Source organism: Marinobacter sp. (assembly GCF_039977835.1).
Classification (GTDB): Bacteria; Pseudomonadota; Gammaproteobacteria; order Pseudomonadales; family Oleiphilaceae; genus Marinobacter.
Genome location: NZ_JBDWCL010000064.1, coordinates 75070 through 88257 on the forward strand (window position 1 = coordinate 75070; position 13188 = coordinate 88257).

Genomic DNA, 13188 nt, shown 5'->3' on the forward strand with positions numbered 1-13188 from the left:
CCTGCGACCGTTGAGCAGGGGCGCGCGGGCGTTGTAATGGAGAACAGGCAGTTGAAAAAACAATGGATGGTTGCCGGCGCCGCACTGCTGGCGGTTGGTGTAGGCGCCCCCTGGATGGTGGGCTATGTCACAGAACAGCAGTGGCAGGCTGTCACCACGGAAGTGAATCAGGCCCAACCGCTGTTCCAGCTGGAAACGCGGAATTACGACCGGGGTTATCTGGGTGCTGAGTTTACCGGCACCCTTTCGGTTCAGAATCCGGATACCGGCGAAGAGCATGAGTTCGAGTACCAGGCGAGGGTAAGCCATGGGGTTACTGGCAGTCTGCTGGATTTTTCACCGCCCAGTGAGCTTGGCACCCAGGTAGAAAAGCTCTTTCCGGAGGAAAAGCCCAGGCTGACTCTTGAAACCCGTCTTTGGGGCACGGCCATCGTTGAGCTGACCGTTCCGGCGATAAGCGTGATCAATGAGGAAACCGGCGAATCCTTCGATATGTCGGAAAGCTACAGCCGCGCCGAAATCACTGACAGCGGCTCCCACGCGGACATTCTCATGCTCTGGCCGGGAGCTGTCATCCGGGCACCTGACCTTCGTGTCAGTATCGAAGATTTCCGCCTCGAGCAGACCATGGACCATCTTACCGGAGGTGTCTGGCTGGGTGATGGCGATATGTCGCTGAGTGGTTTTGAAGTGGCTTCCCGGGGCGAGCCCACGCTGCGGTTTGACGACCTGGAAGTCCGGAGCGAGACGGTTACCGAGGAAGATGGCGAGAGCATTGGCTCGGAGACGGTCATGACGCTGGAGACGGTTACCGCAGACGATATGAACTTTGGGCCCCATCGCATGGAGTTCGTATTCCGCGGTCTGGATGTGCAGAGCTGGAATGATCTGACCACAGCAATGACGGACATGCAGACGGCAGCACTGACCGCTTCCGGTGGTGATTCCCGGGCCGTGATGCAGCAACAGATGGCCTCCATGAACCGCATCAATCAGGCGTTGTTGGGTCTTGCCGGGGAAGGTTTCACGTTTGGCTTTCCGACGCTGTCGTTTGCCACGCCTCACGGGCCGGTGAAGGGTGAAATCATGCTCCAGCATCCGTCGTTGTCAGATGACGAGAAGGACCAGATGATGATGGTGATGCAACGGCTGACGGGTAACCTGGACCTGAGTATGCCGCTGGCGCTGGTAGAACAGTATCCAGAGCTGGGAATGCAGGTAGCGCCGCTGATAAAACAGGGAATGGTGGTGCAGGAAGGAGACCGTCTGAGGGTTCAGGGCAAACTGGAAGACCTTGCCCTGGACATCAATGGCAACCTTATCCCGTTACCGCCGTTGTTCTGATTTCCCCGTCCTGCTGCCCATGCAAGGGCAGCAGGACATCCTCTCTCCCCGATTTAATGCTTGTCGAACTTTTCCTTGAGTGCCGCTTCCACGGCCGGGTCGACAAATTCTGATATGTCCCCTCCCAGGGAGGCAATCTCCCGGATCAGGGTGGAAGAGATATAGGAGAGGTGGTTGGCCGGTGTCAGAAAGATACTCTCCACTTCCGGCGCCAGGCGCCGGTTCATGTCCGCAAGCTGGAACTCGTATTCAAAGTCAGAGACGGCTCTCAGGCCGCGAAGGATAACGGTAGCACCCTGTTCCCGTACGAAGTCTGCCAGCAGGTTGCTGAAGCCGGTAACGCTGACATTGGGCAGGTGGGAGGTGGCCTGGGCAACAAGTTCACAACGCTCTTCCAGGGTCAGCAGTGGCGACTTCTTCGGATTGTAGGCAATGGCGACGACTACTTCGTCGAAGAGGCGGCCGGCGCGTTCGATGAGGTCGGTGTGGCCGTTGGTGATCGGGTCAAATGTACCCGGGTAGATGACTTTTGGCATTCGGAGCTCCTTTTCACCGGAAGCGCACAGGATAGCAGCCTTCCCGCCTATGATGAACTCAACCTGTGGGCCAGCCTCGTGCTGTTTCTCGCGGCCAGTGCATAAACCGACAGTTGCGGGTTGGCGCCGATGCTTGTCGGGAAGACAGAGGCGTCATGGATGCTCAGGTTGGCGACCTGGTGATGTTCGCCGAAGCCGTTGACGACAGATTCTTCCGGGTTGCTGCCCATGCCGCAGCCGCCCATCTGGTGGGCAGTGAACAGGCGGACACGGTGCGGCTCCATGGCCAGGTTGTCGATGCCGGCTTTGGCATCGGCCCAGGTGCTGTACCACGGGGAGTCCAGATGCATGAGACGGACTTTGCGGGCACCGGCGGCGAACTGGATTTCGGCCATTTTGTAGAAGGCGTCTTTCAGGCCACGCCAGAGGTAGTCGGTGACCGGGTAGTCCAGTATCGGGCTACCGTCATCGCGAAGACTCACGGTGCCGCCGGGGCTCTCGGGGTGAAAACCGTCGCGCAACAGGGCGATGACGGAGTTCATTCGCGGCAGTTTTGATAGATCATTGACCTGTTGTTGCCCGTGGCCGGGTACTACCCCGGCAGACATGGCCGGGTGTAGCGGTGGTACTTCCAGCTTGAAGCCGGCGGGGCCGTCCACGCCACGGGAGAAGTTGAATTCGTCCGAGTAGATCGATTGGGGAGCACCGTAGTACGGCTCCACAGTTTCCGGCATTTCAGCCACTGTCGCGTTGACCGGGTGCAGGAAGGTGCGTTTGCCGATGCGGCCATGAGGGTCAGGAATCTCGGAACGCAGCAGCAGTCCCGGCGAGCCGATAGCACTGGCGGCCACCACGAAGTGCTTTGCTTTCAGTTCCACGGTGATACCGGAAGGGGTCACCCCGTCGGCGGCCATGGCAGAGGCTTGCAAATGGTCGATGCGGTCTTCTGTCATCACAAGTTTGTCAGCCCTGAGGCCATGGAACAGGCGAGCATTATGGTCAAGGGCGCCGGGAATGGTGGTGGTTAACGCCCCCTGCTTGGCATTGGTGGGGCAGCCCACGCCGCAATAGCCCAGGTTCCAGCAGCCCTTGACGTTGCGGGGAATCACTTCCCAGGACCAGCCCAGTGCCTCACAGCCCTGGCGCAGGATGTCGTTATTGACGTTGGGATCGGTCAACCAGGGTTCGATGTTATGCCGCGTCTCACGGCCATCGAACCAGGGCCGCATAGCGTCCGGGCTCAGGTCATCAAGCCCGAAGCGGCTGGTCCAGTAATTCAGGGTTGGCTCTGGCGTACGGAAGCTGGAGGTCCAGTTCACTGTAGTGGACCCTCCCACACAGCGGCCTTGCAGAATGGCGATGGCGCCATCGCTGGTAACCCGGCTCATGCCTTCCTGGTAGAGTGATGCGTAGGCGTCCAGCTCGTTCATCTTGAAGTCTTTCTGATAATAGAGCCGGCCTTCCTCCACCAGAATCACCGACAGCCCCGCCCTGGCCAGTATTTCCGCCGTGGTGCCACCACCGGCACCGGTGCCGATCACCACAACATCCGCTTCATGGGTCTGGTTTTGTGACAGGGTGGCGCCGTCGGTGACCTTCCAGCCGGCTTCAAGCCCACGAGCAATACGATCCGTTAGTGACATTGAAATACTCCGATAGGCAGGTGGGGCGCTCAGGCGTTGTCTTTGAACTGGGGCAGGGCATCCACGGCAAACGCGGGAGGCCCGGGGTACCCGGAAAGGTGCCAATGGTCCTGGTGGCCATAAAACGCCACGTTACTGACCTTGGTTAACGCGATGTAGCCGTTGTTGAACAGCCCAATGCCGCTGGTGCGCCAGCGCTCCAGGAACGCATGGGCGGTTTCCGCGCTGACGTTCTCCCAACTGGACCACACCCGAGCCACCGTCACCCGTGTCAGCCCGAAATTGAGCAGATCAAACAACCCACGGAGCTCTTTCTGGTTGGCGGGGCCAAACTGGTGGATGCCGGCATCAATACGCTCAATCGTGGCCTGAACCTGTTGTCGCCGGACCACTGGTTCCTCGGTCAGACCAGGACCGACCATAGCTGGTAGCAGGGCCTTGAACAGCACAATGTCGTCACGGGTGAGAAACCGGAACTCATAGCTCTGGTCCATCGCCTCCGGCATGGGGTAATCCCGTCCCGCTGGCGTTGTGGCACACCCGGACAGGCCGGCCGTTACACTCACCGTTCCCAGGAACATGGCACCACCAAGCCCCGTGCGAAGGAAACTTCGGCGGTCCATGGTGGTGTCGGCAATATCCGCATGCACGGATTGAGGAAGGATTTCAGGCATAAATACTCTCTTGTTTTTATTGTCTTGTGCTTTTCTTTATTGCAGACCATTCCCCAGCTTGCAGGAGCTGGTGAGAAGGGCCGTCCGGAACCCTAAAAAACATGGATGTTTTTTAGGAGCCTACATGGACGTATTAACGGCGTGTTCCGGACGGCCCTTCTTACCGGCTCCCACCAGCGAAGCCGGAATGTTCAGCGAATAAACAACTTGTATACCATCTTGTGCGCCCTGGTACCGTGAGGCGCATACACAAACTTGCCACTATTGAACTTCTGCTTGCTGAAAATTGCGCGATGATGGGAGAACGTCAGGAAACCTTCCTTGCCGTGGTAATGACCCATCCCCGAGTCGCCCACGCCACCGAACGGCAGGTCATCCTGGGCAACATGCATCAGCGCATCATTGATACACATACCGCCAGAGTGGGTATTGTCGACCACATGCTGCTGCAGCGACTTGTCGTAGCCGAAGAAATACAGTGCCAGCGGGCGAGGGCGGTCGTTGATGTAGTGAATCGCCTCATCCAGGTTGCCGTAACTGACCACCGGCAGGATCGGCCCGAAAATTTCATCCTGCATGATCTTCATGTCCGGCGTCGTCTTCAGCGCCAGCGTTATCGGCATCTTGCGAGTGCCGTCCTTCATGTTCTCGCTGGCCGGATTGATCTCAATCAGCTCCGCGCCCTTGTTGCGGGCATCCTCAAGATACCCCTGCAACCGGTCATACTGGCGCTCATTGATAATCGCCGTGTAATCGTCATTGTCGCGCAGGCCAGGGTACATCTTGGCGAACTGGTTGCGGTATTCATCCACAAATGCCTGCACCCGGTCAGCCGGGCACAGTACATAGTCGGGCGCCACACAGGTCTGGCCCGCATTCAGGGCCTTGCCGAAGGCAATGCGCTGGGCAGCATCTTCCATGGGCACATCAGGAGAAACAATGGCTGGTGACTTGCCGCCCAACTCCAGGGTTACCGGTGTCAGGTTCTCCGCCGCCGCACGCATAACCAGCTTTCCTACCGAGGTAGAACCGGTGAACAGCAGGTGATCAAAAGGCCGGCTGGAGAAATCCGCCGCCACATCGGCTTCACCATTAATGACACTGACCAGGTCCTCCGGGAATGCAGACTCGATAATCTCCCGGAACAGGGCAGAGGTGTGGGGCGTAAACTCCGACATTTTGATCATGGTGCGGTTGCCCGCTGCCAGCGATGCCACCAGCGGGCCCACCGCCAGATACAACGGGTAGTTCCAGGGAACGATTACACCCACAACCCCCTTGGGCTGGTAGTGAACACGGTTGCTGGCGGGCTGGAACAGCACCGACACATGCCGCCTGGATGGCTTCATCCAGCCTTCAAGATTCTTCAGGGCGTAATTGATGCCCTGAATAGAAGGCATAACCTCTGCAATCAGCGATTCGTCCTTCGAGCGGCAGCTGAAATCCCGATCAATGGCGTCCAGCAGTCTGTCCTGGTTGGTCATCAGTACCCGCTTAAGCCTTTTCAGATGCTCCTGGCGCTCGGTCAGTGACGGCATCGGATTATTGCGGAATGCCTTTTTCTGGTCGTCGAACACACGGTGAGTATGCTGGATCTGCTTCTTGCTTTCGGTAAGCTGGACAACGGTGGCAACCATATCGCTCTCTCCTCGCGACGCCGGCCGTGTGGCCGGGGCATCTTGTTCATTGTCTGCGGCCCTGGCGGTGGGGCCGGAAATCGCCTTGGCGAAAAAGTATTCAGTTTGCGCTTGGGGCTATTATTAGAGTATATACTCTAGTGAGTCAAGGCGACCGGATGGCGGATCGGGCCATCCCACACACAACAACGCATTGCAGAGCCTATGAAAACCCGAGACAAAATTCTTCTTTCGAGCCTGGAACTGTTCAACGAGAGGGGCGAGCGCAATATCACCACCAATCACATTGCTGCTCACCTGGCGATTTCGCCGGGTAACCTTTATTACCATTTCCGGAACAAGTCCGACATCATCTACGAGATTTTTCTTGAGTATGAAAAGCTGGTGGACTTCTACCTTGATATTCCGGAAGACCGGCCTATTACCCTGGAAGACCTGACGTTTTATCTTGAATCTGTGTTTGACGGGCTCTGGAGTTACCGCTTCTTTCACCGGGATCTGGAGTACCTCCTCGACAGCGATCGTCGGCTGCGCCAGGACTACCGGGAATTTACCAACCGCTGCCTGGCGGCAATCAGCAGAATATTCGAGAAACTGGCCGATGCGGGGATTATCCAGCCCCAGCCTGACGAACTGCGCTCGGCGATGTCACTGAACGTATGGCTGGTTATTACCAACTGGATGGCCTTTCTGAAAACGGCCCACGCCCTTGAGGAGTCGAACAGCCTGACTCTGACAGAGTTGAAGCAGGGTATCTATCAGGTGCTGACTCTCGAAATCCCCTATCTGACGGCAGATTATCGGGAGCAGGTGATGGCATTGCGGGAAAAATACCGTCCAAGTCTCCCCGAGTCTGCAGACACTTCAGGAACGGAGCAGAGATTGGGGAACTTTTGATCAACTGGCGTGTCACTAATTACGACATCGGGAATTCGGACATTCACGGTGTCGCCTGAGTGAGTTCTCAGGTTTTAGCACGTCGCAAACCCTGACGTTTCGCCGGCCTGTCATGCAGGCCGGTTTTTTTATGGGTGGATAGTTAGTCCAGCGCCTCGGGTTGGTCTTCTTCCAGCCATTGGGTAAGCGCATCCCTGGCTTCATCCAGGCCTCGCTTGGAGGTGGCGGAGAACATGACCAGGTGATGCAGGCATTCCAGCCCCTCCAGTTTTCTCGCAATGTTGAGCATTGCCGTCTTGGCCTGTCCGAATTTCAGTTTGTCGGCTTTGGTGGCCAGAATCATCAGCGGAAGCTTGTTATGTTCGCACCATTCCACCATCATTTGGTCGAAATCGGTCAGCGGGTGGCGGATGTCCATGACCAGCACCAGCCCACGCAGGCAGCGGCGGTCGTTCAGGTAGTGGCCCAGATGTTTCTGCCAGTCATCTTTCATGTCCCGGGAAACCTTGGCATAGCCATAGCCGGGCAGGTCCACCAACCGGCAGTGTTCCCGGTTGAGGGAGAAGAAGTTGATCAGGCGGGTGCGCCCCGGGGTTTTACTGGTGCGGGCCAGTTTGCCATTGGTGGTAATGCAGTTGATCGCGCTGGATTTGCCCGCGTTCGAGCGCCCGGCAAAGGCGACTTCGGCGCCATGGTCAGGAGGACATTCCTCCAGGCGCGAGGCGCTGGTCAGAAAGCGGGCGCTGTTAAACGAGATGCTTTTTTGAGTCAGGTCAGATGACACGGGTGTTGATATTCCTATTGGATTTCAGTTATCAGGGATTAATGTATAATGCTACACCAAATCCGGGCAGCACGCTGCGCGTTGCTGCTGATCAGCCCCGGTTTGTGCCTTTCAGGCCAGTGCCTGCCGGCTGCATAACGAAGAATACTTTTGGATGAGAGAAGCGGAGCGAGCATGAAGAAACTGATCGCAGGAGTTGTTCTCGGTGTTGGCCTCACAGCGATGGCTCACGGGGCAGGAGATCCTGAAGCAGGCGAAGCAAATGCAGCGGTGTGCGCCGGTTGCCATGGCCAGGGCGGATCAAAGCCGGTGATGGCTGTGTATCCAAAGCTTTCCGGCGTCGGAGAAAAATATCTTCACCAACAGCTGGTGCTGATCAAGGACAAGGATCGCGAGATTCCAGAGATGACTGGCCTGCTGGACAACATGTCCGACCAGGAGCTTCAGGACCTTGCTGCGTACTTCAATGAGCAGGATATGACTATAGCTCAGGCCAATCCTGATCTGGTCGAGGAGGGGCAGGCGCTCTACCGCGGCGGCAACATGGCTTCCGGTGTTCCGGCTTGTGCCGGCTGTCATAACCCGAGGGGCATTGGTAACGAACCTGCGGGTTACCCCAGGCTCAGTGGTCAGACTGCAGAATATGTTGAAAAGCAGCTCAAGGCCTACCGTGACGGAGAGCGCGACGGCGGCCGTAACGCCTCGGTCATGATGGATGTTGCTGCCAAACTGACCGATGCCGAGATCGAAGCTGTAGCCAGTTACGTTTCGGGCCTCAACTAATCGGAACAGATCAGTTTAAAACCCCGCCCTGGCGGGGTTTTTTGTTAGTTGCCGCTCTTTAATCCCTCCCTGGTGGAACTTTTCAGGCCTGCTGGGTCATAATCCTCTCTAATCGTCCAACTTGATAACCGGAGATAATAAATGATCGGACTCGTCCGGAACGCCGCATTATCCATTCTGGCCATGTCTTTTGTGGTCCATGCCAGCGCTGCAACCTGGGAAGAGGGAAAGCACTACCAGGAGCTGGATAACCCGGTCAGAACTGCCAGTGACAACGGTGTCGAGGTGGCTGAAGTGTTCTGGTATGGATGCCCTCACTGCTATACCTTCAAGCCCCTGATCGAGAACTGGGTGGAGAGCAGCCCGGAATACGTTAACTACGTAAACATCCCCGCTGCCCTGGGTAGCTCCTGGGAGCCCCATGCCAAGGCTTTTTATGCCTTGCAGACAATGGGCGAACTGGACAAGGTTCATGATGCCCTGTTCAAGGCACTGGCGGGGGAGCGCCGTCCGCTGAACTCAGGGGAGGCCCTGGCTGACTTCGTGGCAAATCACGGCGTGGATGGCGAGGAATTCCTCAATAATTACAACAGCTTCGGTGTGAATGCGAAAATGCAGCAGGCTCAGGCCAAGATCCGAGGCGCGCGAGTAACCGGTACACCGACTATGATTGTTAATGGTAAATATCGTGTCACTGCTTCAATGGCGGGTGGCCATGAAGAAGTGCTGGAGGTTGTTGATTACCTGGTTGAGAAGGAACGTGAAGGCCAGGACCAGTAATTGCCAGGGCCCGATTACGATACCGTAGCCGGGCCGTATCCTGAGTCAGAGCTGCCATCACAATGTATAACCGTATTCGCAAGCAGCTGAATGGTATTCTAAAGTCAACGAACGGGCCTCGCGGAACCTGTTCTGGTGATGCCCATGTTCCGGAATTTGAGGCCCACCGCCATATCCGGCTGCTGACATTCAATATCCAGGTCGGCATCAACACGTCTTCTTACCGTCACTACCTCACCCGCAGCTGGCAGCACTTTCTCCCCCACAGCAAGCGAATCCAGAACCTGGATCGTATCGCCACGCTGCTCAGCAACTACGATGTGGTCGCGTTGCAGGAATGCGATGGTGGCAGCCTGCGCAGCGGCTACATCAATCAGGTACAGTACCTGGCAGAAGCGTCGGGCATTCCTTACTGGCATCAACAGCTGAATCGTAACCTGGGGCAGCTGGCACAGCACAGCAATGGTCTGCTCAGCCGCTACCGGCCGCTGGATGTTACCGAGCACCGGTTACCGGGGCTGATTCCGGGCCGTGGGGCCATCGTGGCGCGCTATGGGGTAGAGGAAGATCCGCTGGTGCTGGTGATGATGCACCTGTCTCTCAGCAAGTCGGCCCAGCAACGCCAACTGGCTTATATTCAGGAATTGATTGCTCACTATCAGCATGTGGTTCTGATGGGTGATCTCAACAATCATGCGGAGGAATTGCTCAGAAACACCCCGCTGAAGCATTCCAACCTGGTCCCGCTGCCAGAGACCGCCCACAGCTTTCCCAGCTGGCGCCCGGAGCGGGCACTGGATCATATTCTGGTAAGCCCGAGCCTGGAGATACGGCGCTCGGAGGTTGTCAGCTACCCGGTGTCGGATCATTTGCCGATCGCCATGGATATCAAGTTGCCAAAGGGCTACCTGGAAACCTTTTAGGCACAAAAAACCCCGGCTGTGGCCGGGGTTTTTTGTGGTCGCCATGATCTTACTTGATCTTGGCTTCCTTATACGCAACGTGCTTGCGGACAACCGGATCATACTTTTTGATCTCGATCTTTTCCGGGGTGTTACGCTTGTTCTTGTTGGTCGTGTAGAAGTGACCAGTACCTGCTGATGAAACCAGCTTGATTTTCTCGCGCATGATGCGGCTCCTTAAAATTTCTCGCCGCGGGCACGAAGATCGGCCAGCACAGCGTCAATGCCTTTTTTGTCGATAACACGCATACCCTTGGTGGATACGCGCAGCTTTACGAAGCGCTTCTCTGATTCAACCCAGAAACGATGATTCTGCAGGTTGGGCAGAAAACGACGACGTGAGTGGTTCATCGCGTGAGAAACGTTGTTACCGGTGACCGGTCGCTTACCGGTAACCTGACAGACTCTGGACATACTTGCCTCCGACCTGAGCTTTGGTCCTGAAAATGCGTATTTAATTCGTTTAATTGCGTCTCTGGTCGCTACCTGCGCCGCAAAATTGCACGCTGCCCGCCAGACGCCGCCAGTAAAGGGACGCTTTTATACCAGAACTGCCGCCCCAACGCAAAAAATTGTTGGGAATTTGGCCAGTTTCCCGGTGAAATCCGGGCCGGCCTACATCAGTCCCCGTTCAGCCAGGGATATTACCTCACCATGGCCGACAACCATATGGTCAAGAACCCTGATATCCACCAGTCCCAGTGCTTCCTTCAATCGCCGGGTCAGGGATATGTCGGCCTGGCTGGGCTCTGCAACCCCGGAGGGGTGGTTATGGGCGAATATGACCGCCGCCGCATTGAACTCGAGAGCCTGCCTGACCACCTCCCTGGGATAGACGGCCGCGCCATCTATGGTGCCCCGAAACAGTTCCCGGTACTGGATGACCCGGTGTCGGTTGTCAAGAAAGAGCCCGGAAAAGACTTCATGGGGGTAGGTGCCAAGCCGGCTACAGAGAAAGCGGCGGGTGTCTTCGGGAGAGCGTAGCGGGTCGCCCTGGCGCAGAGGTTCATCCATTACCCGGCGGGCCATTTCCATGGCGGCCTGTACCTGGGCGTATTTTGCAGTTCCCAGGCCTTTTATTCCGCAGAATTGCCGTCTGGAGGCGGTCATCAGGCCGCGCAGGCCGCCGAAGTTCTCAGTCAGGTGGCGGGCCAGGGCCATGACAGGCATCCCCGGTGTGCCGGTGCGGAGAAAAATGGCCAGTAGTTCTGCGTCGGACAGACTTCCGGCCCCGTGGGCCAGCAGTCGTTCCCGTGGCCGTTCGTCGCAGGGCCAGTCGGTGTTGGGCATGGGTTGAATCCTTTCAGTTGTGGTTTGCGCTTCCTGCGCTTGCGACATCCACCGAATTCTACCATGCCGGACAGGCTGCCGGCAGCGCTCTGTCATGGTATCTTATAAGCCTTTCATTTTGTGATGGATACGGAGCCGTTATGGCCGCTAAGCGAATCCTGATGGGCGTGACCGGCGGTATTGCCGCCTATAAGAGTGCGGAACTGGTCCGGCTGCTGAAAAAATCCGGCCATGAAGTCCGGGTGGTGATGACCCGCGGTGCGGAAGCCTTTGTTACCCCGCTCACTTTCCAGGCCCTCAGTGGTGAACCGGTCAGGACGTCATTGCTGGATCCGGAAGCTGAGTCTGGCATGGGGCATATTGAGCTGGCGAAATGGGCGGATCAGGTGGTGATTGCGCCTGCCTCGGCCGGTTTCATCGCTCGCCTGGCCCAGGGGATGGCGGATGATCTACTGACCACTCTGTGCTGCGCCACAGAGGCACCGATCGCGATAGCCCCGGCGATGAATCAGGCAATGTGGAGTAATGGCCGCACGCAGCGCAATATTGCCCTGCTGGAATCGGACCCGCAGGTCAGCCTCTGGGGGCCTGATCAGGGCTCTCAGGCCTGTGGTGATGTAGGGCCGGGAAGAATGCTCGAGGCTGCAGCGCTGCATGACCTGATCGCCGGTGCTGCCCTGGGTCCGCTCTCGGGCAAACGGGTGGTGATCACGGCCGGCCCGACCCGGGAGCCTATCGACCCGGTGCGCTATATCAGTAACCATAGTTCCGGCAAGATGGGTTATGCCCTTGCAGCGGCTGCCCGTGCGGCTGGTGCGCAGGTGGTCCTGGTCAGCGGGCCGGTGGCCATTGCCGCTCCAGCCGGTGTCGAGGTTCGCGGGGTTACGACCGCGCAGGATATGTTGGAAGAGGCTGGCCGGGCGGTCGATGAGGGTTGCGACCTGTTTATTGCGACCGCGGCAGTAGCGGACTATCGCCCCGACGCCTGCGCCGGTGACAAGATCAAGAAATCGAACGAGAATATGAGTCTTTCACTGGTGCGCAACCCCGACACCCTCGCGACCATAGCTGCCCGGGACGATGCGCCGTTCGCCGTTGGCTTTGCTGCGGAAACTCGTGATGTAGAGCGCTACGCCCTCGACAAACTGACACGAAAAAAGCTCAATATGATCGTGGCCAACGACGTCTCGGCGCCAGGGTTGGGGTTCAATAGCGACAGTAATGCCGTTACCGCCTTCTGGCCCGAGGGCCGGGAATCCATAGGACCTGACACCAAGGCGATCATTGCGCAACGGCTGATTACCCTGATTGCAGATCAACTCACCGAAAAGGCTGGCCCCGCCGGCGCTTTCTGACAAGGAAAATCGATGACCCGAAGAACGTTTCAGGTACGCATTCTCGATGACCGGATTGGCAATACCGTGCCTTTTCCCCATTACGCCACAGAAGGCTCTGCCGGTCTTGATCTGCGCGCCTGTCTTGATGCACCTCTTACCCTGAAACCGGGGCAGACCGAGCTGATAAAGACCGGGCTCTCCATACACATCGCCGACCCGTCTCTGGCAGCAATGATTCTTCCCCGCAGCGGGCTTGGGCACAAGCATGGCATCGTGCTGGGCAACCTGGTGGGACTGATTGACTCCGACTATCAAGGCGAGCTGATGGTGTCCTGCTGGAATCGCGGGCAAACCGAATTCACCGTTGAGGTAGGCGAGCGCATTGCCCAACTGGTGCTGGTGCCTGTGGTGCAGGCAGACTTTGAAGTGGTGTCTGTTTTTGATGCCAGCCAGCGCGGGGACGGCGGGTTCGGTTCCACAGGCACCCGCTGAGCTTGCACGCGCAGAACCGTATTCAGGGG

General features: G+C 57.5%; 15 protein-coding genes. 7 read left to right on the top strand and 8 right to left on the bottom strand.

Translation table 11 applies throughout. From position 1 onward, the window contains the following. Positions 1–51: 51 nt before the first annotated feature. The gene (locus ABJM11_RS18155) at positions 52–1344 is read left to right on the top strand and encodes a DUF945 family protein (RefSeq protein ID WP_348294140.1); all 1293 of its coding nucleotides are present in this window, start codon (positions 52–54) and stop codon (positions 1342–1344) included. Positions 1345–1397: 53 nt separating this feature from the next. On the opposite strand, the gene coaD is transcribed toward ABJM11_RS18155, so the two are convergent. The 4 genes from coaD to ABJM11_RS18175 form a co-directional block, all read right to left on the bottom strand. Further along, a complete protein-coding gene (gene coaD / locus ABJM11_RS18160; protein WP_348294141.1) occupies positions 1398–1880 on the bottom strand; it encodes a pantetheine-phosphate adenylyltransferase in 483 nt (160 codons plus the stop codon). Positions 1881–1927: 47 nt separating this feature from the next. Continuing rightward, positions 1928–3523 carry a GMC family oxidoreductase gene (locus tag ABJM11_RS18165; RefSeq protein WP_348294142.1) on the bottom strand — a complete coding sequence of 532 codons (1596 nt, stop codon included), beginning with the start codon at positions 3521–3523 and terminating at the stop codon, positions 1928–1930. A 29-nt stretch (positions 3524–3552) separates the two neighbouring features. Further along, a complete protein-coding gene (locus ABJM11_RS18170) occupies positions 3553–4197 on the bottom strand; it encodes a hypothetical protein (RefSeq protein WP_348294143.1) in 645 nt (214 codons plus the stop codon). Positions 4198–4388: 191 nt separating this feature from the next. Further along, the gene (locus ABJM11_RS18175) at positions 4389–5834 is read right to left on the bottom strand and encodes a coniferyl aldehyde dehydrogenase (RefSeq protein WP_348294144.1); all 1446 of its coding nucleotides are present in this window, start codon (positions 5832–5834) and stop codon (positions 4389–4391) included. A gap of 204 nt (positions 5835–6038) precedes the next feature. Between ABJM11_RS18175 and ABJM11_RS18180 the strand changes: the two genes are divergently transcribed. Beyond that, positions 6039–6731: a TetR/AcrR family transcriptional regulator gene (locus tag ABJM11_RS18180; protein ID WP_348294145.1), complete on the top strand. Its 693-nt coding sequence runs from the start codon at positions 6039–6041 to the stop codon at positions 6729–6731. Positions 6732–6873: 142 nt separating this feature from the next. Here the strand turns inward: ABJM11_RS18180 and yihA are convergent, their stop codons facing one another. Then, a complete protein-coding gene (gene yihA, locus ABJM11_RS18185) occupies positions 6874–7515 on the bottom strand; it encodes a ribosome biogenesis GTP-binding protein YihA/YsxC (RefSeq protein WP_348294146.1) in 642 nt (213 codons plus the stop codon). A gap of 174 nt (positions 7516–7689) precedes the next feature. Between yihA and ABJM11_RS18190 the strand changes: the two genes are divergently transcribed. The 3 genes from ABJM11_RS18190 to ABJM11_RS18200 all read left to right on the top strand — a co-directional run bounded on the left by ABJM11_RS18190 (position 7690) and on the right by ABJM11_RS18200 (position 10001). Further along, on the top strand, positions 7690–8298 hold the full coding sequence (locus tag ABJM11_RS18190; RefSeq protein WP_348294147.1) for a c-type cytochrome: 609 nt from the start codon (positions 7690–7692) through the stop codon (positions 8296–8298). A gap of 141 nt (positions 8299–8439) precedes the next feature. Beyond that, positions 8440–9078, top strand: a complete 639-nt coding sequence (locus tag ABJM11_RS18195; protein WP_348294148.1) for a thiol:disulfide interchange protein DsbA/DsbL — start codon at positions 8440–8442, stop codon at positions 9076–9078. 62 nt (positions 9079–9140) lie between these two features. Beyond that, a complete protein-coding gene (locus ABJM11_RS18200) occupies positions 9141–10001 on the top strand; it encodes an endonuclease/exonuclease/phosphatase family protein (protein ID WP_348294149.1) in 861 nt (286 codons plus the stop codon). 49 nt (positions 10002–10050) lie between these two features. On the opposite strand, the gene rpmG is transcribed toward ABJM11_RS18200, so the two are convergent. The 3 genes from rpmG to radC form a co-directional block, all read right to left on the bottom strand. Continuing rightward, the gene (gene rpmG / locus ABJM11_RS18205; RefSeq protein ID WP_007153739.1) at positions 10051–10206 is read right to left on the bottom strand and encodes a 50S ribosomal protein L33; all 156 of its coding nucleotides are present in this window, start codon (positions 10204–10206) and stop codon (positions 10051–10053) included. 11 nt (positions 10207–10217) lie between these two features. Further along, positions 10218–10454, bottom strand: coding sequence for a 50S ribosomal protein L28 (gene rpmB / locus ABJM11_RS18210; RefSeq protein WP_027829915.1), 237 nt, complete (start codon positions 10452–10454; stop codon positions 10218–10220). A gap of 201 nt (positions 10455–10655) precedes the next feature. Next, positions 10656–11330, bottom strand: a complete 675-nt coding sequence (radC, locus tag ABJM11_RS18215; protein WP_348294150.1) for a DNA repair protein RadC — start codon at positions 11328–11330, stop codon at positions 10656–10658. 140 nt (positions 11331–11470) lie between these two features. Here radC and coaBC point away from each other — a divergent pair, with 140 nt between their 5' ends. Both coaBC and dut read left to right on the top strand, forming a co-directional pair. Beyond that, positions 11471–12685 carry a bifunctional phosphopantothenoylcysteine decarboxylase/phosphopantothenate--cysteine ligase CoaBC gene (gene coaBC / locus ABJM11_RS18220; protein WP_348294151.1) on the top strand — a complete coding sequence of 405 codons (1215 nt, stop codon included), beginning with the start codon at positions 11471–11473 and terminating at the stop codon, positions 12683–12685. Positions 12686–12697: 12 nt separating this feature from the next. Next, positions 12698–13159 carry a dUTP diphosphatase gene (dut, locus tag ABJM11_RS18225; RefSeq protein WP_348294152.1) on the top strand — a complete coding sequence of 154 codons (462 nt, stop codon included), beginning with the start codon at positions 12698–12700 and terminating at the stop codon, positions 13157–13159. Positions 13160–13188: the final 29 nt, after the last annotated feature.

Coding starts and splice junctions, on each gene's coding strand:
- ABJM11_RS18165 (WP_348294142.1), bottom strand. CDS start 3,523: ATGTCACTAACGGATCGTATTGCTCGTGGGCTTGAAGCCGGCTGGAAG.
- ABJM11_RS18175 (WP_348294144.1), bottom strand. CDS start 5,834: ATGGTTGCCACCGTTGTCCAGCTTACCGAAAGCAAGAAGCAGATCCAG.
- radC (WP_348294150.1), bottom strand. CDS start 11,330: ATGCCCAACACCGACTGGCCCTGCGACGAACGGCCACGGGAACGACTG.
- ABJM11_RS18170 (WP_348294143.1), bottom strand. CDS start 4,197: ATGCCTGAAATCCTTCCTCAATCCGTGCATGCGGATATTGCCGACACC.
- ABJM11_RS18180 (WP_348294145.1), top strand. CDS start 6,039: ATGAAAACCCGAGACAAAATTCTTCTTTCGAGCCTGGAACTGTTCAAC.
- ABJM11_RS18195 (WP_348294148.1), top strand. CDS start 8,440: ATGATCGGACTCGTCCGGAACGCCGCATTATCCATTCTGGCCATGTCT.
- ABJM11_RS18190 (WP_348294147.1), top strand. CDS start 7,690: ATGAAGAAACTGATCGCAGGAGTTGTTCTCGGTGTTGGCCTCACAGCG.
- coaBC (WP_348294151.1), top strand. CDS start 11,471: ATGGCCGCTAAGCGAATCCTGATGGGCGTGACCGGCGGTATTGCCGCC.
- rpmB (WP_027829915.1), bottom strand. CDS start 10,454: ATGTCCAGAGTCTGTCAGGTTACCGGTAAGCGACCGGTCACCGGTAAC.
- coaD (WP_348294141.1), bottom strand. CDS start 1,880: ATGCCAAAAGTCATCTACCCGGGTACATTTGACCCGATCACCAACGGC.
- rpmG (WP_007153739.1), bottom strand. CDS start 10,206: ATGCGCGAGAAAATCAAGCTGGTTTCATCAGCAGGTACTGGTCACTTC.
- ABJM11_RS18200 (WP_348294149.1), top strand. CDS start 9,141: ATGTATAACCGTATTCGCAAGCAGCTGAATGGTATTCTAAAGTCAACG.
- dut (WP_348294152.1), top strand. CDS start 12,698: ATGACCCGAAGAACGTTTCAGGTACGCATTCTCGATGACCGGATTGGC.